Here is a 22,198-nt window from a genome sequence, read left to right as displayed (position 1 = left end):
AATATTCAAGTTCTTCGATAATTTCCTAAAGACGGTTGAGGAGTGTCACCCATGACCAAAACGTTGAGCCGACTCCAAATCGGGAAAAAAGTAATCGGCTTCGGACGTCATTGTTTAATCGCCGTAGTCACCCTCGGTGCTGTATTGAGTTTACAGCTTTATTCTCTTTCGAGTCGGGCAGTAGAAGCGAATTCCACGCCAGTCGCCACTGGGAATCAGTGGCAAAATGCTTCCTTCCCTGTCGAAAACTTCCAAGGTTATACCTCTCCCTTCGGCTATCGTCAATCGCCGACAGGCGGTTACAGTCGGGAATTCCATTCCGGTTTGGATATTGCCGCGCCGATGGGCAGTTACGTTCGTAATTGGTGGAGTGGTACCGTCGCCGATGTCATCGATGACGGACGGTGTGGGACGGGTTTGGTGATCCAGTCCGGGGACTGGGAACATATCTACTGTCACATGCAAGGACGCGCCCAAATCATCCAAGGGCGTCGGGCCCTGGTCGATCGCGCGGGCGGGATCCAAATTTGGGAAGGTCAACAAATCATGGCGGGAACTCGTATCGGTCGAGTGGGAATGACCGGACGGTCTACCGGACCTCATTTGCATTGGGGTCTGAGATATGCCAACGAGTGGTACGATCCGGCCTTAGTGTTGCGGGCGATGTACGGCGAACAAAGACAACGTATTTCGCAACAACCCTAACCGGAGAATTTGCATAGGGCGATCGCCTCCAATTTTGACGCGATCTCGGTGCCATCTACAATCAGCCGCGATCGTCCGCCTGCATTCGCTTCAACCCGCTTTGGCGGGTTTTGTTGTGCGAACTTCCCTCCGAGGGCGAGCGATCGCCCCTACTCGTTCCAATCCTGGAAATCCCAGAGTTCGTCCAGACTTTCATCGTCCCAATCACTGGGGATTTCGATATCGTCGGGCAGAATTTCGATCGCCTCGGTCTGTTGTGACCCGCTTGGGACTGGTTCTGATGTTTCCGCTACGTCCAATGTTTCGGCTGCATCCGGTGGTTCTGAAGTTGGCGAGGGTTGTGCTTCGACCTGCTGTTCCAGTGCTCCTGGTTGTTCCGATTCTTTCCCTGCGATCGCCCCCTCGGTTGCCGAGTCCGAACCCCCCCAAAAATCGTCCTCGATCTCGAAATCATCCGGCGCGGGAGGCAGTTGCGGTACGAGAAACGGAGCGCTCGCACTCTCACTTATACTTCCCTCCGTCGATCCGGCGGGAGCCGTGGCTGCGGGGGCGGCTAATTTGACGGGCAGACAGACAGTAAACGTCGAACCGACGCCGATTTCGCTTTCGACAAACAGATCGCCACCCATGAGCTGGCATAAACTGCTACTTAACGCCAGTCCTACCCCCGTTCCACCATAACGGCGGGTGGAAGAACTATCCACCTGGCTGAACGCTTCAAACAGGTGTTCCATTTGTTCTTCGCTAATCCCAATTCCGGTATCGACGACCCGAAAGACGATCCAGCCCTCGTTGTTGACATCCGCAGTGAGTTGCGAATGCGGCGACGAGTTGAGGGAGCGAAAATCCGGGGTATCCTGCCAAGTAATTTCTAATTCGATCGCCCCATGTTCGGTGAACTTGGTCGCATTGACGAGCAAGTGGGTCAGGACTTGTTTGACTTTAGCGCGATCGCCGCGCATGGTTGGCACGCGATCGTCTACATGAATCCCCAAACTATTGTAATTGGCGATCGCCAACGGTTTGACCGTCCCTTTCAACTCCTTAACTAACTCGGAAAGCTCGAAGGTCGAGATTTCTAAATCCATCTTGCCCAACTCAATTTTAGAATAATCTAAAATTTGTTCGATCGCGTCGAGCAATTGAATTCCAGCTTTATTAATACTCCCTAAATCATTAACAAATTCCGTCTCTCCCAAACCCAATTCGATCGCATCTTCTTGTAGTAAATCGCTATAGCCGATAATCGCCGTCAGTGGCGTTCTCAACTCGTGGCTCATATTCGCCAAAAATGCCAACTTCGCCTTGTTCGCCGCTTCCGCCGCCGCTTTAGCGTGGTACAACTGAGCCTCGACCCGCTTGCGATCGCTGATATCGCGGGCAAAAATGCAATTATATTCTTTGCCGTTAACTTTAAAATAACTAATCGTAATTTCTACCGGAAAAATCGTGCCTTCTTTCGTGCGGTGGCTCGACTCCAACCGCACGGAGCCAAACGATTTAATTTCCTCCCAATAATCCGGCCACACTTCCGGGGGCAAGTCCGGATTAATATCGTGAACGGTGAGGTCGAGTAATTCGTCGCGGGCGTAATTGAGAGAAATACAAGCAGCATCGTTGACGTAGAAAAACTCTCCTTCCGGAGTCAGCCAAAAGACCGCATCGGCGGCATTGTTAATCGAAAATTCCAAAACGTCGCGCGCTTCTTCTATGCGCTGGCGACTTTCGATTTCTTCGCGCAATTGAGCGATCGCCGATTGCAGTTGGGCCGTGCGCTCTTCTACCCGCAATTCCAACTCGTCATTGACTTTTTGTAACGCCGCTTCCGCCTGTTTGCGATCGGTAATATCCAAGCCGACAAACACCGCCGCGTCTCCCTGTTGGTACTTTTGCGCCACCACCAAAAAATGACGGGTCGAATCGCCGACTTCGATCTGAATTTCGTTGCGATCTTCGCGAGCGGGATTTTCAAAAAATTCCGGAACCAATTGATTGAAACGCGGACTTCCCTGCAAAAATCCGATTTTTTTGCCGATAAAACTGTCGGGAGCGCGATCGAAAGTTTTCGCTAAATAATCGTTAACCCCTAAATACGTTAAATCCGAACTAAACCAAGAAATACATCCCGGGACCGCATCTAAAACCGCTTGCAGTTGTTCGTTGGCTTTTTTGAGATTGTCCTGTGCTCGGGCCCGGGCCCGTTGCGAGGTTTCGCTGACGCTACTTTCGATCGCCAATGCGGTATAGTCGCCGACGGAAGCGGCGAAATTCTGCTCGCCGAGTTGCCAACGGCGGGGAGTGCCCCGGTGTTCGCAGGCGACAAACCCGACTAATTTACCGCCAATGCGGATCGGGACGCTTAATAGGGATGTAATTTCGCTCGGAATTAAATAAGATCGAGCGAGTTCGCTGGAGATCCTATCGGTTTGCGCTTCGACGACGGCGATCGCCCGCTCTAAGTCTAAAGCGTGCAGGTAATGGGGACAATCGCTGGCGCGCAGTTCGTCGATGCTGTTGTTCGCAGGGCGATCGCCGGGTGGGGAACTGGCGGTGTAGCGTTCGATGCAGCGCAAGCGCGATCGCTCGTTATTGTACAGCCAGATACTCACTTGACTGGTTTTTAAAATATCGGCGGCGGTGGCGCTAATTTCGCGCAAGGCGGCTTTTAAATTTTCTCCTTTTTGGGTTTTACTGCGGGCGAGTTTAACTAATGCTTGGCTTTGTCGGTGTAGTTCTCGTTCGTTGGCGCGCGATCGTTCTACCGCTTCCTCGGCGTTCGCGTCGGTGGCGACGGGTCGGGTCGTTTCTGGGTCGCTGCGTTCGTCTCTGACGAGTAACAAACCGCCGATTTCGCCGCGTTCGTCGGTCCACGGACAGGCTTCCCACTCGACGACGAGTCCGCTACCGTCGCGCAACCGATAATTTTCTTGCCATCGTTCCACCTTTCCCGCCAGAACATTTTGGCGCACTCGATCCCAATGTCGTTCGGTTTCCCTGTCTTGTTCGTCGTCGCTGTCGCTTTGGACGACTCCGAGGCGTTGTTTGAATTGCTTGAGGATTTCGGCGTGGGAGCGATCGCCGCAATTGAGAGGGGTTTGGCGATTTTGTTGCCAATTTTGTCGGGGATTTTGTTGGGGATTTTGTCGATCGTTGTTAGGTTCTGTTGCATCGCGGATCGAGGTAGTCGCCATTTCGTCGAGGGCGCAATCTCTCAGCCACTGACGGGTGACGAGTAAATAGTGCAGTTCGCGATCGAGCAGGGCCACCGCACGAGGCGTGTGGTCGAGAAATGCACGGATGAGATGGAGATTGTCGGGAGCGTACATGGCTCATACCATAGTTGAAGTTGAACGATCGGCGAGTCCGATAAGGGAAATCTACTCAAGGCAGCAGCGAGAATAGACCGAGATGCTGAAGAGGAATAGGAGGAATAGCGACTCTAATCGATCGGTCAGTTTAACCTACATCGGTCGATGCGGCGATCGCAGCTCGTGCAAGGGCACTGTAATGGCTCTCGCGCCGATTGTTGCACCTGTTTTGGGTCGTGGCAAGTTTATCTATTTTAGATTTTAGATTTTTAAGCTAAGGGTCGAGTACGGACCGTTGAAAATTGTTGGTAGATCGGTCGGGGCTGAGAGTATATAGGTAGTCTCACTCATTGGTCGCGGCCAACTCGGCGCCGCCGTGGCGATCTTCACGAAAATTCGATCTCGAACTCCGCCTGTTGCTGAATACGGCAGCCAACAATCCTATTTTACCGAGTCGGGATCGCGGGCTTCGGGAGCGCTAGAATTTACACCCCTTAATAAAACTAACCAGAATCGTTAAGCTTCATTGCAAATTGAAAAGATCCGCGCGAGGGATGGTAAGTTTTTAGGCAGATTCCAGAACTTGCATAGTTAAGGAAGGAGAACACTTTGGCTTCGCATCCGAATCAGCACCACGTTCCTTCGCATCGTGAAGATATCAGCGAGTACGTTGCCCACCTTCAGCTTCACATGGCGTTACAAGCTCGCAACCTCGTTCCCAACTTTACCCAAGCGAAAGACAGCCGAGAGCAGTTGTTAGAGCAAACCCAAGCTCGGTTTGAAAAGCAGGTGTCTCGACAGGCGCTGTGAACATTCGGACAAGACAACAGACGCTCGATCCTTGGGTCTATTCCAAAAAGAGGGCTTTGAGACCCTCTTTTTTTTGCGCTTTTTTTCCGTTCTGACGGGCGGGCGATCGCCCTCGGCGAGCTTGGAGATCGCTCAGACTTCGATAATGACCTGCACCGAACCGACTTGCTCGGTGACCCGACAGGCGGTCGTTTCGCCGATGCGATCGAATTCCAAATCCAGGCGCGCCCCACCGACTTTTAAATCGCGCACTACGAGGCGATCGAGGGACGGGGGCAACATCGGCTTAACAATTCGCAAACATTGAGCCTCGGCATCGGGAATCGGATTGACCGCCGCTTGCAACAGGTGAAACAGACTCCCGGCGGCCCACGCTTGCGGCGAACAGGCGACCGGATAGCGCACCGGGCCTTTTTCTCCCGATCGCTCGTAACCGCAAATTAATTCCGGTAGGCGGTGATGGGGTTGTTTGACGGTCATCGCCACTAAGCCTTCAAAAATTTGATAGGCTTCTCGACTCAAACCGAGCGATCGCAGACCGATCGCCATTAAGGAATTATCGTGGGGCCAGACCGATCCGAGATGATAGCCCATCGGATTGTATGCGGCGGCGGCACTGCTGAGGGTGCGAACCCCCCAACCGCTAAATAAATCCGGGGCGACGATGCGACGGGCGACTTTGAGGGCGCGTTCCGGGGTAAAAATCCCCAAATGTAAGCAATGACCGGGATTTGAGGTGATGCTATCGACGGGTTGACCGTTACCGTCGAGGGCGAGGGCGCAATAGTCCTCGTCCGCCAGCCAAAAATCGCGGTTGAAGCGTTCGCGCAAGTCCCGGGCTTCGGCTTGCCAGCGATCGCCCAAATCCTCTCGGCGCAGGCGACGGGCGATCGTACTGAGGCGCTGCTTGGCGGCGTAGACGTACCCCTGGACTTCGCACAGGGCGATCGGGCCTCGGGCGAGGTGACCGTGGCGATCGACGATACAATCTCCGGAATCTTTCCAGCCTTGATTGTCGATACCGCCGGGGGAATGGCGAAAATAGGTTAAATATCCGGTTTTTGCGGATTCGCGATCGATCCAGTCCATCGCCGCTAAGGCATTCGGCCACAAACGCTCGATCGTGGCGCGATCGCCCGTCCAGGCGTAATAGTCGGCATAAAGCATCAACCATAACGGCGTGGCGTCTACGGTGCCGTAGTAGGGAGTATGGGGAATTTCGTGACAGCGCGCCAGTTCTCCAAAGCGCAATTCGTGGAGAATTTTCCCCGGTTGGGCTTCGCGCCATTCGTCGTCTGTTTTCCCCTGATATTCTGCCAGTAGCAATAAGGTATCGCGGGCTAAGGTCGGATCGAGGCTGAGGGTTTGGGCGGCGGCAATCAGGGAATCTCGGCCAAATAAGGCGGAAAACCAGGGAATCCCGGCGACGAGTACCCGACGATCGCCGAAGGATTGCCGCAGGAGGTAAATATCGTCTTCGGTTTGGGCGATCGCCTCGTTGACGACGGTGCGATCGGTTTGATAGCGAGCGATCGTCGCGGACCACCGTTCGTGTTCCCGTTTGGCGGCGTCCCGGGCGCGATCGAGGGTTGTAGGAATCGGGACTTGAGAACTCGGGCCGTTGTCGGCGTGGGGTTGGAGACAGTAGCTCAATTTTTGGGTTTCGCGGGGGGCGAGGTCTAGATGCCAGATCGCGGTGGATCCACAAAACTCGTCCGGTTGGCGATCGCCGAAGCGCAAGCGCGATTCCATCAACACGCCATCGACGCCCAAATAGGCGAATTCGAGACGATCGCAGGCGAGGCGATCGCGCTGTAAAAATTGTCCCCTTTGCGGACGGTCTTGGTAGCCGCGCACTTCAAAAACATCGACAAAATCCGCCTCGAAACTGAGGCTGACACTGAAGCGAACCGGATCGGGGTTGTAGTTGCAAATTTCGATCGTCTCGAACAGTCCCCCGCGTATGACGAGATCGCGCAAAATTTCGATGGAATAGGCCGCAATACGATCGCCCAAGGGGGGGTTACTGGCGGCGACGGACAGCGAAAATCCTGTTTCCGCCACGCTGCTGAGTAAGATGGGCGATCGCCCTTCAATTTGCAATTCGGACCGACTTAAAAACCGGGTATCGTGACAGAATAATCCGGTCGCCAACTGTTCGTTTTCCGTGCGATCGACGACCATATTGCCGAGGCGATCGACGATCGCAAAAATGTCGTTTTCTTTGAGGGTAAAGGTCGGTTTGTCTTGTTGTTCGATCGCCTCGGACCACCGTTCGCGATCGGTTTGTGGTGCAGGAACGAACTGTTTTCCGTGTAACTCAATCATTGGGGATATGCAATCTGAGAACGCTAGTTGGATTCGGACGAATTCGCTTTTGTGTGGCCATTCCTCGGTCAGATCGAATGACCGCGCCCCAACCCAACATGAAAAGACCCAGCCCACCGACGCGATGGAACTGGGATAGAAAAAGATCGGACAAAATTGCTAGAAATTCGATCTTACTGGAGTAGGAATCGCAAACATCAGGAGAGAATGACAAAGATTTATTGTTGATTCCGACCGTAAGTTTATTGTACCGATTCGAGTGAATCTCGCCGAGTTTTTTAAAACTTTCTCAAAAAACTTAAACTTTCATAAAATTTCAACGTATTTATACAAAATAAATGTTTAAAATCTAAACTCCAATTCATGGCGCAGGTCACCGAACCGTCAACCTGCGCCAGCACGAATTTAAGCGCCCAACACCCAATGCACTAAGGTTCGCACTCCAAATCCCGTAGCGCCTGCAGCGTTATATCCTTTGTCCTTATCGGTCCAAACCGGTCCGGCAATATCCAAGTGAATCCAAGGCGTTTCCCGGACAAACTCCTTGAGAAACAGCGCCGCCGTAATCGCACCCCCCCCGCGCGGCCCGGTATTTTTCATATCCGCGTGTAACGATTTGAGACCCTCGAAATACTTCTGTTCCAAAGGCATCCGCCAGAATTTCTCGCCGCTTGTTGCCGACGCCGCCATGAATTCCTCGGCGAGTTGGTCTTCACTCGACCACAGTCCGGCGATCTCGTCTCCGAGGGCGACGACGCAAGCCCCAGTGAGGGTGGCCAAATCGACGATCGCATCGACCCCTAAATTTTCCGCAAAGACCAACGCATCGGCGAGGGTCAAACGACCTTCGGCGTCGGTATTGTTCACTTCGATCGTTTTGCCGTTGGAAGCCGTCAGGAAGTCCCCCGGGTGCATGGCCCGACCGCTAATCATGTTTTCCGTCACGGCGGCGATAAAGTGAACTTCCACGTCCGGTTTGAGTTGGGCGATCGCCTTGGCGGCGCCGAAGGTAGACGCGGAACCGCCCATATCCATTTTCATCGTTTCGATGCCGCTTCCAGTGGGCTTGAGGTTGAGACCGCCCGAGTCGAAGGTCAAACCTTTCCCGACGATCGCCAATTTCCGACGGGGGCTTCCTTCGGGTTTGTAGGTCAAATGGATGAACTTCGGCGGTAAGTCCGAGGCTTGGGCGACGCCGAGAAACGCACCCATTCCCAGTTTTTCGCAGTCTTCCTTTTCTAAAATTTTCACTTCCAAGCCGTACTCGGCGGCCATTTCCCGGGCCAGTTCGGCCATCGTAATCGCCGTTACCGTATTGGCTGGGGCGGCGACCAATTCGCGGGCTAAATTGACCCCGGAAACGATTTGGCGGGCCCGGGCGATCGCTTCCGGCTGGTCGCCGAGTCCGAGTAATTCCACGGTTTGGAGAACGCCGCCTTTGTCGTCGGGTTCGGATTTGAAGCGGGTATCTTTAAATAAGCCCAACTCGATCCCTTCGACGATCGCCTGCACCGTCGCTGCCGGATCGTCATTACAGTGGGGGAAGTGCAACCCCAAGGTCTTGCATTTTTCGCGATCGGCGATCCGGGCGGCAGTGGAACCCGCCTGTCTCAAGTTCTCCGCGCTCAGTCGATCCGCAGTTCCCAAGCCGACTAAGATAATTTTGCGAATGGCACTGCCGCCACCGACCCGCGTGACCGCACTGCTGCCGGATTTGCCTTTAAATTCGCTCTCCTCAATCAGTTCGCCGAGGGTTCCGGCGAGTTTTTCGTCCAGTTGGGCTAAATCTCCCGCCAACTCGACCTTATCTTCGAGAAACCCGATTGCCAGGGCGTCTCCACTCCAGTCTGAATACGTTGTTGTCGTGCCTCGGAATTCCATGAATCTTTTTCCCAAAACTAATCGGAGTCGGTCACGATAACAGTATCGATCGAAATTGGGCGATCGCGAAATCCGTAGGCGGGGATTAGGGCTGTCCCCAATCCCCCCATAATAGTTAAAATTGGACTGCTGAAGCGATCGCAGCGTTGAACTGCAAGATGAAGGAGGATGCTCTTGGTTTCCGAACCGCTCTCTAAAACTTACTCAAACTTAATCATTTGATGTTTAGTTCCTAGCTTGGATCTTCCGAGACCTTTCCATCACTAGGCTTACACGGCTGAGCTCTCCGCGTTTTCTAGATTAATTGCCGCATTTAAGTCACGATCTATCGAGACGTGGCAGCTCGGACAATCATACTGTCTTTTGTCCAGGGGCATTTTTTGTCGGTGTCCGCAGTTAGAACAGATCTGCGAACTGGGATACCACGGGTCAATCAATGTTAATTTGCTCCCGTACCACTCGCATTTATATTCAAGTTGACGACGGAACTCATAAAACCCACCATCCGCAATCGCACCAGCCAGCTTGTGATTTTTGAGCATCCCTGACACATTTAAGTCTTCAATTTTTACTTCGCCGTGGTTTTTGGCTAAGTAAGTTGTTAACTTGTGTAGATGGTCGGCTCTAATATCGGCGATGCGTCGGTGGGCTTTAGCTAACTTGAGTTGCGTTTTTTCTCGGTTTTTACCTCCTTTTTGACGGCGGCTTAGTTCTTTCTGGAGTTTGGCCAGTTTTTTCTGAGCCTGGCGATAAGCTTTCGGATTGGGATAGGTTTTAGCATCGCTCAGGGTGGCTAGAGTTTTAATTCCTACATCTACCCCAATCCGCTCTCTTTTTTTTGGTGTGACCTGGGGTTCAAAATCAATTTTGAAGGCAATATACCAGTCCCCTGCTCGTTTACTCATCGTGACGTTTTTGGGATGGACTGGCGGTAACTGTTCGTGGCTTTTTACCCAACCGATCCGAGGTAGCTTCACCCAATAACCAGAAACTTTAATGTTTCCTTCCAGGTAAAAACTATCTTTGACCTTCTTTTTCTTAAACTTGGGGAAACCTGTTCCTTTGACTTGCGCAACTCGCTTAAACGCTTTATTTAGGTTTCGCAACGCTTCTTGAGGGCTACATTTTGAAACTTCATAGTACCAAGGATTCCGACTTTTTACCTCGGCTACTAATCTTTTGTGTAAGTCTATGGCACTCGGGAGTTTACCTCCGGTTTCTAATATTTCCTTACAGGCAGCAAGTCCCCAATTCCAAGCGTGTCGAGCGACTCCTGCATGTTTCGCCATCAGCGTTCGTTGTCGGTTATTTAAGTCTAGCTTGGTCTTAAAGCTTTTCACTCACTTTTTAACTCCTCAACCATCTTTGGGTTCGGCTCACTTCGGCTACCATAAAGACTAGCAGAAAACAATGGAGATGGTGAATCCACGATTTTTGCGGCTTCGGCCATTCTAAACTTACTCAAATCCTTATGATATGCATAAAAGTGAGTAAGTTTAGGAAGCTTTAGGTAGAAATTTAAACCCTGTTTTTAACCCTCCAGCAACCTGATGTCCGATTTTTCCCCGTCGAATCCGTCGCATTCCCCGCCCAATCCTCAAGGTTCGTCCGTTCGCGATCCGGAAAAACTCGATCGCGCCGTCCGCCATAAATTCAAAAGCCTGACCGCCGCCAGTGGCGAATTGGCGATGCCGTGCGTTCCGGCGATGCTGTACGAACAAATGCAAATGCTCGAAGGCTTATTGCGATCGCTCGGCCAAGATCTCAAAGAGAACGAACTCGCCGGACTGCGCGAAACGATCGCCCGCAAACTCGCCGAAGGCTTCCAAACCTCCCCCCACGCCCGCCTCGTCATTCGCTACACGACCCCCGACCCCACCCAAGGGTTGACTCACGGCTTGAAACTGTCGGCGACGATTCAAATCAAATCCCTCGAACAAAAATATGACGGTTGGGTGAAAAGCCGTAGCGGGCCGCTTTTTGGCAGTCATCCCGACGCCAAGGCGATCGCCGTCGCCCGCCAACTGCCCAGCCATACCCACTCGCCGATTTTAGATATCGGCGCCGGAACCGGACGCAACACGATCGCCTTGGCCCAACTGGGTTATCCCGTCGAGGCGATCGAACTGACCCCAGTTTTCGCCCGTCACTTGGTGAGCGAAGCCAGTCAACAGCAACTACCGATTCGCGTCATTCAAGGTAACATTCTCGATCCCAAAACGATCTTGCCCTCACAGCATTATCCTTTAATTTTAGTATCTGAAGTGATCTCGCATTTTCGTTCTTTAAATGAAGTAAGAATTTTATTCTCTAAAGTCTGTGACGCTCTCCCTTCCGGGGGATTGTTTTTATTTAATGCATTTTTGTGCGAGCCGGGGTATATCCCGAGCGATCGCGTCCGCCAGATGGCCGAGGTGGTCTGGTCGTTCCTGCTCACCCAAGAAGAATTTCGCACTGCGATCGCCGGATTTCCCCTCAAAATCCTCTCCGAGGAATCCGCCTACGAATACGAACGGCAGCACCTGAGTCCCGAAGCCTGGCCCCCAACGGATTGGTTTGTGGGCTGGTCTACCGGACGCAATATTTTCCCCTTTGCGGAAAAACCTCCGGTTGAGTTGCGTTGGATTCTGTGTAGGAAGGAATGACGGTCGCGCCCGTGGGATTCGCCAATCCCAAACTATCCCCTCATTGAAAATCTACAATCTCAAATCTAAAATGGTATGACCCCTTGCACAAAAGACCCAATCGACTCGTTAAAATATATCGTGTTGCTGGTTCGGGACGGGGAATAAGGGAATGTTAGAAAACAGAAGAACACAAGTGAGTATTGCCGTCGGCTTGAGCCTGTGCGCCTTGTTAGTCGGGGCGACGGTTCCAGTGGGTCAACTGTCGCTGTTCGATCGCGGCGATCGCTCGCTGTTGCTGCAATCTGAAGAAGATGCAGATTCTGCGGTCTTAGCCTTGGCGCTGTTAGACCCAGACGCACGAGCCGACGAACTGGCCATTTTAACCGAAGGCGGCGAGAAGCGCGATCGCCTGCGGGCGCGCTACCTGTTGGCAGTCGATCGCCTCAGCCAAGGTCAAGCCGACGGGGCGATCGAAGCCCTCGACGGTTTAGAAAAAGACTACGACTTGCTCGCCCCTTACATTCTCCTACAACGGGCAAAAGCTTACGAAATCCAAGGAAATACAACAAAAGCGACCGAAACTTGGCAAGAACTCGCACAAAGTTATTCGGACTCGCCAGTTATTGCCGAAGCCTACTACACCCTCGGTAAAAACGATCCGACCTATTGGGACCGGGCGATCGCCGAATTTCCGGCCCACCCCCGCACCGTCGAAATTGCCCGAACCCGGCTCAAACAAAACCCGACCGACCGCGACTTACTCCTGCTCGTGGCCCGACACGGGATTTACTTGCAAGATTACGGCAGCTATTTAGAACGACTCGTCCAGAATCACGGCAGTCAACTGACCCCGGAACAGTGGGAGGCGATCGCCTTCGGCTATTGGGAAAAACAAGACTACGGCAAGGGGGCGAAAGCTTACGCCCAAGCGCCGCGCACGGCAGAAAACGCCTATCGCGCCGCCCGAGGCTTGCAAATTGACGGCAAACGCCAAGAAGCCCGCGAAGCCTATCGCCAACTGATTGCCGAGTTCCCCGACGCCGAGCAAAGCGCCACCGGACTGCTGCGCCTCGCGAGTCTGCTCGATCCGAAAGAAGCCATTCCCTATCTCGATCGCGCGATCGCCAACTTTCCCGACCGCGCCGGAGACGCCTTATTCGAGCGTTCCCGACTCCTCGACAGCCTCGGAAGCAACACCTCGGCTCAACAAGCCCGCCAATCGGTTCTCACCCAATACAGCAATTCCGACGCGGCGGCCAAAATTCGCTGGAATTTCGCCCGAGAGCGCGCGGCGGCGGGGGACTACCAACAGGCGTGGCAGTGGGGACAAGAACTCGGTAACGAAAACGCGGACCACGAACTCGCTCCCCAAGCGGGGTTTTGGGTCGGCAAGTGGGCCGGACGCTTGGGCCGTCAGGAGGAAGCGCGCCAAGCGTTCGAGCATGTTTTAAAACAATATCCCCAATCGTATTACGCTTGGCGGTCGGCCCTCTATCTCGGCTGGAATGTCGGCGACTTTACCACCGTGCGCCCCCTCACTCCTCAAGTGGTGCGCCAAACCGAACGGGTCGCGCTCCCCGCCGGATCGGACGTTTTAAAAGAATTGTACAAACTCGGGCGCGATCGCGAAGCGTGGAATTTGTGGCAAGTCGAATTTACCAATCGTCCCAGTCCCAGCGTGGCGGAACAGTTTACCGATGGGGTCATTCGTTTGGGGGTCGGCGACAATTTGGACGCTCTGTTTATGGTGTCGAGTTTGGCATGGCGCGATCGCCCGGAAGAACGGGAGCAATATAAAATCCTCAAACAGCAACCCCATTACTGGGAAGCACTTTATCCGTTCCCCTTCCTCGATCCGATCCTCAAATGGTCCGGAGAACGCCAGCTCAACCCGCTTTTAGTCACCGCTTTGATCCGCCAAGAATCGCGTTTCATGCCGAAAATTCGCTCGGTGGTCGATGCGACGGGATTGATGCAGGTCATGCCGGAAACTGGGGAGTGGATCGCGCAGAAAATCAATCTGAAAGATTACGATTTGGAAAAACCGGAAGATAATATCAAACTCGGCACCTGGTTTTTGGCGTATACTCACGAGGAATATAACGATAATTCTCTGCTGGCGGTGGCGAGTTACAACGCCGGACCCGGGGCTGTCGCCGGATGGCTCGATCGCTTCGGCTTTGACGACCCGGACGAGTTTGTGGAAAAAATTCCCTATCCCGAAACGCGCGGCTATGTAGAACACGTGTTTGAGAATTATTGGAATTATTTAAGGTTGTACAACCCGCAAATTGCTGAAAAGATGAACCAACTGTAACGGGGGCGATCGCCGCAAATTCAACGAGGTGAACGCCCACTGCACGACCTGTCCCCCTGGCAAATAAGGGAAAATACGGATTCTCAAAGCCCCACCCAGCGACTACATTGAGGATGGATTCTAAGGGGAATTCTATCGAATCATGAGTTTTGAATCCTCTGGTTTAGCCCAGATTCTCGGCGAGCTCGCCAAGCAAGTGAAGCGAAAAGGGACGGGCAAATGGCTGATAGAAGGTGACCGACGCAAGTGGCACCTTTATTTTGTTATGGGACAATTGATCTGGGCAACGGGGGAGTTTCATCGCTGCCGTCGCTGGGTTAGAGCCGTCAAACAGCATTGTCCGCATTGGGAAATGGATGCGGCGCACTTGTCGGTAGACGAACCGTGGGAATATCACTTATTACACCACGCGATCGCCCGGGAAAATTTGAATGTTTCCCAAGCGAAACAGGTGATTTGTAGCGTGGCGTTAGAAGTCTTTTTCGATTTAGCCAATCACGCCTCCCTTTCCAGTCGCTGGATCGCCGAACCTGCGATCGCCTTCGAGATTCCGATGCAATTGCCCCTATCGTCCTCCCAAATCGGACAAGTGTTGCAGAAAGCCAAAACGCTCTGGAAACAATGGCGAGAGATGGATTTAGGCTATTTATATCCGGATTTAGCTCCGGTGTTGTCCCATCCGCAACGGTTGCAAAATCAGGTCAGTTCCGAGTCGTTTTTAACCCTCAATACGTTGTTTAATGGGGATAATACTTTGTGGGATCTGGCGATCGAACGGAAACAATCGCCGATCGGCGTGATTCGGACGTTACATCACTTCGTCCAACAAGGCAAAATCGCTTTGCAAGACGTCCCCGATTGCAATTCTCCCTTAGAACAAATTCGCCTCGTTCGTGCGGCAACTCAAGGGAACCCCCCTCAGAGCAAGCGCACGATCGCCTGCATTGACGACAGTCCGGCAATTTCGGAGCGACTCTCACAGATTTTGTCGCCGGAAGGGTATAAGGTCGTGCAGATTCGCGATCCGATGGAAGGGGTCGCCACCCTCGCGCGCGAAAAACCCGATTTGATTTTCCTCGATGTGGTGATGCCACAGACGAACGGGTACAATCTCTGTACGTTTTTGCGACAAAGTGAGTTATTCCGCAATACGCCGATCGTTATTTTGACCAGTCAAGACGGTTTGCTCGATCGCACCCGGGCGAAGTTGATCGGCGCTTCCGACTTTTTGAGCAAGCCTCCCGAACCGACGAAAGTGCTGCAAATCGTCCAAAAGTATCTCGATGAAGAGTCGGCGGTTCCGGGATTTTCCGGGAGTTCGCCCGCGATCGCCTGAAGGGGATTTTAGCTTTTAGCTTTTGTTTTTGCCATTGCTCAATCAAAATCATCAATCTTAACAGCTTGATGATGGCTAGAGTCCCTCCTATGGCTTTAAACCTTTCATTTTATTAATTAATTTTCAACCCAGTCGTACAGTTTGTACAGGTTGAAATTCCCCACCCAATTGGAGATTGAGTGGGGAACGGCATCAATCAGTCAACGAACTCAATCCATCTCAACACCCATTGATTCGAGCTCGCCTGAGAATTCAGTCATCGGTCTTTCGTCCTTATCCTCGGTGTGTGTACGAGGTAGAGAATAAGTCTGGCTTGAATTCAAAGCCTGTTTGTCATTGCCATTCGTGGCATAGTGTAGCCGTACATCTTGTTGGGGAATCGCAATCGAGATTCCCTCTTCACGAAAACGCTCTTGAATCATAAATGTCAAATCTTCATAAACCGTCCAGTAATCATCGGCTGTTGCCCAAAATTTCAACGCCGTACTCACGTGATAATCTGAACCTTTATAAATAAAGGCAGAACAACTAGGCTTTTTAATCGTTTTGGGATGAGAGTTGCCAATCTCGATCAACAGCTGTTTGACTCGGCGCAGATCGCAATCAAAAGACACGGAGACGGGAACGCCTCCGCGACGAATATCTTGGGTGGTCAGATTTTCAATAATGCTTCCCCAAATTGTATTGTTGGGAACAGTAATAATTTGGTGGTCGAAGCCTTTGATTTGGGTATTTGCCAACGTAATGCTATGGATATACCCCCATAGATTGTTAACTTTGACTTCATCTCCAACGTCAAAGGGCTTATATACCATAATCATCAAACCACTCGCCAAATTGCCCAGGTTGCTTTGTAAGGCGAAAGCTAAGACAAAACTAACCCCCCCTAACAGGGCCAAGATCGGACCGAGACTCACTTCTAGAGCAGTCAGAGCTAGTAAAAAGGCGACCAGAACCCCGCCTCGCTTGATGAACATGACCAAGAATTGACGGAATAATTGGGAAACGCCGCTTATACGAGCTAGGGCTACATTAGTTCCAATGCCGATAATCTGAGCGGCGATGACAGATACAATAAACACCCCAAAAAAGGTGGCTGTATTTTGAGTCCAGCGTAAGCCGCCTTCTTCCGACTTCATCCAACCAATCAATCTGACTCCTAAGCCTTCGGTGTCTTGGATGTCAAGTTCTACGGTACTTACAGCTTCAATGTATTGGCGATAAAAAGTCGTGTCCCCGCCTTTTTTATCGAGTTCGTTGAGAATCACGCGAAAGCGATCGATAATTGCGGTGCGTTCTTCTTGTAGTTCGGTGACAGCAACAACCAGCTGATTTTTGGCTTCTGTCTCTTCTTCAGATCCTTCTTTCAGTTGCTCTGCTGCGTCTTGAAGCTCTTGTCCTTGGCGTTCTAAATCTTGTTGGGACGCCACGATTTCTGGCGATCCGGCCACTTTTTCCTCACCGTCAGTCACCTCGGTATTTTCTAGGGTCGAGGACAACTCATCGAGTTGTTCGGGGGACTGTTGTTCTTCTTGAGGGAGCGCCGTTTCGTCAAGGGCTTCTATCGCTTGTTTGAGCGTAGTGCGGGCGGCTTCGAGTTGTTGGGTTGCCGCTTCGTACTCGGGAGTATCGGGAATCTCTGCTTGGCGGTCTTCTTCAGCGTTCTCAACCGCTTTGATGGCCTCAGTTAAAGCATCAATTTTTTCGGTTTGGTATTCATAGGCTAAAGAGCCAACAATCATTTGTTCCCGTTCTTGTTTTGCCCGATCGAGAACTTCTTCGGCTGTTTGGAGTTCTCCCGCTTTTTTCGCTCTTTCGAGAACGGTAGCAGATTCTTCGCCTTCTTGCGAGCTTAGTTCTTTAATCTCTTTTGCTTCCTCAAGAGCATCTTGAGCGGCGGCTAGATTTTCTTTTGCTTGTTCGACTGCTTTCGCTGCCTCTTCATATTCCGGGGAATTGGGAATGGCACTGGCTTGTAGTGCTTGCGCTTCTTCGAGAGCTTGTTTGGCCTTTTCTAGTTGTTCTGCACTTTCTTGTTGCTTGTTAATTGCTGCATTTTGACGTTTAATGGCAATTTCAGCAGTGCTAATCTCTTTAACTTTGGCTTTCAAGATACCCATCCAAGCGGCGGCTTCTTGTTCGAGTTCTTGAATGGTTAAAGGTTGAACTAATAGTTCGAGTTGATCTATGGGAATATCAATATTTTTGGTGGTGACCGCAGCTTTAGGGTCAACCTCATTGAAGGCTGGCGGTACTTCAACTTGCTCGGTTAGGCCATCTTCCAAAGGGGTGTCACTTTCTTGGGATCGTGCAGGAGAGTACCAAACTACAGTAGCACAAACAAACGCACTTAAAACAACAGCCTGAAAACGGTATCTTTGGGTCAATCTTTTGCTCGGATTGAGTTTTAAGTCAAACATCTTTCCACTTGCTCTGAAAATCGAGGAACACAAAAAGTAACAGATGCTACCAATGACTGTAGATAGGGAAACCTGGGTTTAAACTCAAAGTGTGTCAAGGCTACAACTATTTTATTGTTAAAATAGCAAATATTCATGACATGTAACATTAAGTTAAATTACTTTACTTTTAAAATATATGTTGGCAATATCATTAAACTTTCTTTCATCGAGGTTTGAATGAACTGATGAGTTCTACTAACGCAGTTTCAAGATCGAACAGGTTAATGTCGAACCTTTAAGTTTGTCGATCGCCATTTCCAAGCCCTCGATCCTCATAGAATATGTATTGGACGGATATATCGATCGGCTTTGCTGGGGTTAAGTGCGATTAAATATTCTGCTAATTTTCCAGAACTGCTGTCCTACGGTACGATCGTTCTCGAAGTCGGTTTAGAGGATTGTATTTTAATAGGTCTTCGCGATCGACAAGATCGCAAAGATCGGATTTGACATCGCCGATTGGCGATCGCCGCCCCTCCTCCTGGGGCGATCGATCCCGCCTGGGCGAAAAAAATGCTATAACCTGACCAGTCCGGCTTGAAGGGGCGATCGCCCGTAGAAGGAGCCGAAACCCTTTAAAGTGATTGTGATTGGAGGAAAAAAAGATGTGTGTGGGTTGTTTGTTTCTCTCCACCTTAATGATTGTCTCTCCCGCTTCGAGTCAGGAGATCGAACCCAACAGCATTCCGATTTCCACCTACAATCAAGCCACTCCCTCGATTTTTGCGCGCGAAACCCAAGCGGCGATCGCCACCGTCCTCAATCAACTCCCGAACGAGCCGGAATTCGACCCGATCGCCACCCAATTGAATGCGCTGTACGCGGACTTATCGAGCGCTCAAACCGATCGCGAAGCCGAGGCGATCGTCGATCGCGCGGTCAAAGCCCTTTCCGCACATCTGAAAACCGATCCGAACGCTGCCAAAATTAAAGAAATGTTCTTTGAACTGCGGGAAAATCACTACAATCAACAACGAACTAATCTCTCTTCCATCCACTTATTTGACCGTGGCGATCGTCCAGGAACGACGAGTACAAACCCCTGGGGTTGGCTGTCATAAATATCACGATCCTTTGGCGATCGTTCCCACTAGATTGCCCCCCTCCACCCGGCTTAAGGGATGGGGGGCGACTTAAAAAATGGCGGTCTTTCTGCTACAATTGCGCGACTTCCACTGACGGCTCGATCCGAGGGCGATCGAGTTCAAATTCAACTCAATTTATAACAATCCTTCAATGGCTCAAACTGGCTATACTTTACCTGTCTTTGCCGTTGCCGCCGCCAAAGCGGCATTAGTTTATCTACTCGAAGATCGCATGTCTCAAGGGGCGATCGCGATCGATTTAATGCCCGAAACCGCAGAAATTCCCGTGCGAGAACTCGCCCGTCTCGATCCCCAGTCTGCTTTAGCCATTACCTTAAGCGATCCGGGGGACAACCTCGATTTAACGCGCAATACACCCATTTGGGCTTGGGTCAAATTAACCGATCGGCTCAAACGACCGTTAATTTTACAAGGGGGCGAAGGCTTGGGCAAAACGGCAACGGGAAAAGCCGCCATTTATAAATATGCCCGTCAGTTATTTGATAATAATTTATCTCCGTTAATTCCCGCAGATAAAAGCGCCCACGTTCGTATTATTTTACCCGAAGGACGGCAACTTGCCAAACGCACTTCTAACGAAGCCTTTGGAATTTTAGAAGGATTGGCACTCTTGGGAACGAGCGGCATTTCTCAGCCGCTTTCCGCCGCCGATCGCCTCGAAGATTTCCGGCAAACGTTACAAGAAAAAGTTAAAACGCATCCAAATTTAGTCTTTTGTTTGGGCAGTAACGGCCAGCAAGTGGCGCGACGCTTGAACATCGACGAAAGCGCCCTGGTACAAACTGGAAATTGGCTCGGTGCCTTGTTAGTAGAAGCGGGATTGCGAGGGGCGCGATCGGTATTGTTAATCGGCTATCAAGGGAAACTGATTAAATTAGCCGGAGGGATTTTTAATACGTCCAGTCACGTCGCCGATGGCAAATTAGAAATTCTAGCTTCGGCAACCATTCGGGCGGGGGGCGATCGCGCGGCAGCCGAAGCGGTTTTAGGGGCAAAAACTGCCGATAGTGCCTATCACGAACTCGTCCGGTTGGGTTTAGCAAAACCCGTATTCGAGCAGCTCGCCGGACAAATTCGCACGAAGGCGATCGAATATGTCAAAAAATATGCCGATGCGAGTTTAGAAATTGGCGTGATTCTTTTCGATCGCAAAGGTCATATTATCGCCAGCGATTCCGCCTTTGAGAACTTAGTGAATCTCTTGCAACAAACTCAGGTCGTGAGAGAAGTTTAGGGTTTGCGACGGAGGGGCGATCGATATTGGTTTAACTACATTAACCAATTTTGTGCCTTAAGATGTTCCCAAGCTTTACGTAGATGTGGAACCTTAAAAAGGCGTCCTTTGCGATCGCTCCAAGCTCGAACTTGTGCGATCGCGCGATCGCAATCTACCGTAGCCTCAGGCGTTTCTATTGCGATCCAATGAAGAGTTGCCAGCATTTCTAGTCCATAAGGCGTTTCAAATCCCGAGATCAATTGACTTACCCTTTCCAATCGTTCGTTGGTTTCGGGATGATTTTCTAAAAATTTATTGGCAGCATCCCTTCCTTTTTTTAAAACATACATTTCACTATTTTGTGTTCCGTCTCCATACCCATTGATAAAATGTCCGTCAATCTTACGTAAAACGTGATTGAGATTATGGGCGTAGGGGCCAAACCGATGTTTTTTATATTTGAGTTGTAACGGTTCCCCTGCAACTTGTAAAAAGTAGGCTAGTTTTTGAATTTCTAGCTTAGTCAGACGATACCCGGGAATGCCGTAGAGCTCGATTAAACGGATAAATAAAGCTCGGGCGCGAGTCATTTTAGGTTCAGAGGTACCGAGTAACATTTGGTCTGGGACAGGAGCACCAACAGGCTCAAAAATACTAATATTTACATCTGTTAGTTCGGCTAAAGTATCAACAATTATCGGTTTAATTTGCGACCAATCCAAGCCTCCATTTCCACAACCTAAAGGGGGAATAGCAATAGATTGAATCTGATAACGTCGAACTTCTAAAACCAGTGATTCTAGCCCCAATTTGATATCGGAGATTTTTGATTTATTTCGCCAATGTCGCTTAGTCGGAAAATTAATAATATAACGAGGATAGAACAGATTTCCAGTTGAAAAAACTAGCATTTTACCGATCTGAACTTCTCCAATTTCACATGCTTTTTTATAAATGTGAAAATTCTCAGGAAAAGCCCGTTTAAATTGCAAAGCAATACCTTTGCCCATCACGCCGACACAATTAACGGTATTGACGAGAGCTTCGGTATTTTCCTTCAGTAAGTTTCCTTGTTTAAATTCAATCATAAAAATATTTTTGACGGATTAATAGAATTTATTCTACAATCTATTTTAGCTCTATTGTCTATTTATTTTTATTCCTTTTAATTTTATTTAAGTTTTTACTCTAGTTTAATAGTACCAGCTCGTTTGGATCCTAACTTGCGGCGGGTTTGGAAGCTCTTGCAAGATGAGTTCAACTTGCTTTTGAACCTTTTTATTAATTACGCCAATGGATGAGATGAAATCCCAAGGACAACACTTGTAAATTAGAAACTCAGCTTGTCGGCGCCGTTTTCGATCTCCATCTTCATTTGTATCTGCCCAATAACGTGCCTTCATAATGTCCCAGTCAATAGCCTCTAAATCTTCGCATTTGTCATAGAAACATGAATAACGCACGATCGCATGACCGTCTGTAAACGTGAAAGAAATTTCCCTGGAGACGATCTTTTGTACATCAACGACAAAGTGAAGTATCGGGGTTTGTCCTTCACTGTATCCCTCCACATTTCCTCGGTGAAGGGTATATAGCATTGGGGAACGCGGTGCAAAATAGAAGGGGACGTAATCGTGTAATGTCCCTCCTTCAGCGCAAGGAACGGTAAGAGAAGCACGACGATCTTGAATAAAATCATGAGCGACATCAGTATACTTTAGGGAATTTCGTTGGAGTTCGTTATAAGCTAAAATTCCACCATGTCGGAGGATCGAGGCTAAATTGCCAATATGGCTAATGTGGTAGATATTAGGTGACAAAGAACTGTAAACAGAAGATATACGAAATATATGAGAATTGCACGGACTCTATTCTCATTCGATATTGAAACGGCTTCAATAGAAGATCGATCGATTCCGAGTGCAAATGAGATTGTACCGCTAAAGTTTATAGGGATCGCCAGACCCAAATTTATATCGATCGTGAAAGGTATTTTGAATCACTCAATTTTCTCAGAAATTGCTGAATTCCGTGTCAATTACTTTCCTGTTGGAGTTCCTGACAGAAGTCAATGACAGATGCTGTTTTTCTGCGTGATTCCC

At 50.3% G+C, this 22,198-nt stretch carries 14 protein-coding genes; 7 read left to right on the top strand and 7 right to left on the bottom strand.

From position 1 onward, the window contains the following. Nucleotides 1–51: 51 nt before the first annotated feature. A complete protein-coding gene (locus JJD41_RS05405; RefSeq protein WP_200665047.1) occupies nucleotides 52–705 on the top strand; it encodes a M23 family metallopeptidase in 654 nt (217 codons plus the stop codon). A 149-nt stretch (nucleotides 706–854) separates the two neighbouring features. On the opposite strand, the gene JJD41_RS05400 is transcribed toward JJD41_RS05405, so the two are convergent. Next, nucleotides 855–4,031, bottom strand: coding sequence for a sensor histidine kinase (locus JJD41_RS05400; RefSeq protein ID WP_200665046.1), 3,177 nt, complete (start codon nucleotides 4,029–4,031; stop codon nucleotides 855–857). 591 nt (nucleotides 4,032–4,622) lie between these two features. Between JJD41_RS05400 and JJD41_RS05395 the strand changes: the two genes are divergently transcribed. After that, nucleotides 4,623–4,823, top strand: coding sequence for a hypothetical protein (locus JJD41_RS05395; protein WP_168569121.1), 201 nt, complete (start codon nucleotides 4,623–4,625; stop codon nucleotides 4,821–4,823). 132 nt (nucleotides 4,824–4,955) lie between these two features. On the opposite strand, the gene JJD41_RS05390 is transcribed toward JJD41_RS05395, so the two are convergent. From JJD41_RS05390 to JJD41_RS05380, 3 genes are all read right to left on the bottom strand, one after another. Beyond that, nucleotides 4,956–7,151, bottom strand: coding sequence for an amylo-alpha-1,6-glucosidase (locus tag JJD41_RS05390; RefSeq protein ID WP_200665045.1), 2,196 nt, complete (start codon nucleotides 7,149–7,151; stop codon nucleotides 4,956–4,958). A gap of 405 nt (nucleotides 7,152–7,556) precedes the next feature. Next, nucleotides 7,557–9,032, bottom strand: a complete 1,476-nt coding sequence (locus JJD41_RS05385; RefSeq protein WP_200665044.1) for a leucyl aminopeptidase — start codon at nucleotides 9,030–9,032, stop codon at nucleotides 7,557–7,559. Between the two features lie 269 nt (nucleotides 9,033–9,301). Then, nucleotides 9,302–10,372 carry an RNA-guided endonuclease InsQ/TnpB family protein gene (locus JJD41_RS05380; protein WP_200665043.1) on the bottom strand — a complete coding sequence of 357 codons (1,071 nt, stop codon included), beginning with the start codon at nucleotides 10,370–10,372 and terminating at the stop codon, nucleotides 9,302–9,304. Between the two features lie 210 nt (nucleotides 10,373–10,582). On the opposite strand from JJD41_RS05380, the gene JJD41_RS05375 reads away from it, so the two are divergent. The 3 genes from JJD41_RS05375 (at nucleotide 10,583) to JJD41_RS05365 (ending at nucleotide 15,312) form a co-directional block, all read left to right on the top strand. Next, nucleotides 10,583–11,677: a class I SAM-dependent DNA methyltransferase gene (locus JJD41_RS05375; protein ID WP_200665042.1), complete on the top strand. Its 1,095-nt coding sequence runs from the start codon at nucleotides 10,583–10,585 to the stop codon at nucleotides 11,675–11,677. Between the two features lie 151 nt (nucleotides 11,678–11,828). Beyond that, complete coding sequence (locus JJD41_RS05370) at nucleotides 11,829–13,976, top strand: lytic transglycosylase domain-containing protein (RefSeq protein ID WP_200665041.1); 2,148 nt, start codon at nucleotides 11,829–11,831, stop codon at nucleotides 13,974–13,976. Nucleotides 13,977–14,118: 142 nt separating this feature from the next. Beyond that, entirely contained in the window at nucleotides 14,119–15,312 is a 1,194-nt protein-coding gene (locus JJD41_RS05365) for a response regulator (protein ID WP_200665040.1), read from the top strand. A 209-nt stretch (nucleotides 15,313–15,521) separates the two neighbouring features. On the opposite strand, the gene JJD41_RS05360 is transcribed toward JJD41_RS05365, so the two are convergent. After that, nucleotides 15,522–17,732 (bottom strand): mechanosensitive ion channel domain-containing protein, encoded by a 2,211-nt coding sequence (locus JJD41_RS05360; RefSeq protein WP_200665039.1) that lies wholly within the window; start codon nucleotides 17,730–17,732, stop codon nucleotides 15,522–15,524. Nucleotides 17,733–18,385: 653 nt separating this feature from the next. Between JJD41_RS05360 and JJD41_RS05355 the strand changes: the two genes are divergently transcribed. Together JJD41_RS05355 and cbiD are read left to right on the top strand one after the other, a co-directional pair. After that, on the top strand, nucleotides 18,386–18,835 hold the full coding sequence (locus JJD41_RS05355) for a hypothetical protein (RefSeq protein WP_234488520.1): 450 nt from the start codon (nucleotides 18,386–18,388) through the stop codon (nucleotides 18,833–18,835). A gap of 175 nt (nucleotides 18,836–19,010) precedes the next feature. Beyond that, on the top strand, nucleotides 19,011–20,114 hold the full coding sequence (cbiD, locus tag JJD41_RS05350; RefSeq protein ID WP_200665037.1) for a cobalt-precorrin-5B (C(1))-methyltransferase CbiD: 1,104 nt from the start codon (nucleotides 19,011–19,013) through the stop codon (nucleotides 20,112–20,114). A 35-nt stretch (nucleotides 20,115–20,149) separates the two neighbouring features. Here cbiD and darG read toward each other — a convergent pair whose 3' ends face one another. After that, complete coding sequence (gene darG, locus JJD41_RS05345) at nucleotides 20,150–21,184, bottom strand: type II toxin-antitoxin system antitoxin DNA ADP-ribosyl glycohydrolase DarG (RefSeq protein WP_200665036.1); 1,035 nt, start codon at nucleotides 21,182–21,184, stop codon at nucleotides 20,150–20,152. Between the two features lie 105 nt (nucleotides 21,185–21,289). After that, on the bottom strand, nucleotides 21,290–21,916 hold the full coding sequence (gene darT, locus JJD41_RS05340) for a type II toxin-antitoxin system toxin DNA ADP-ribosyl transferase DarT (RefSeq protein ID WP_200665035.1): 627 nt from the start codon (nucleotides 21,914–21,916) through the stop codon (nucleotides 21,290–21,292). Between the last annotated feature and the right edge of the window lie 282 nt (nucleotides 21,917–22,198).

The organism is Oxynema mangrovii CENA135, from assembly GCF_016632315.1.
In the GTDB taxonomy this organism is placed as follows: Bacteria; Cyanobacteriota; Cyanobacteriia; order Cyanobacteriales; family Laspinemataceae; genus Oxynema; species Oxynema aestuarii.
Note: the sequence above shows the minus strand (reverse complement) of the source record. Positions and strands in the feature narration are given on the sequence as shown.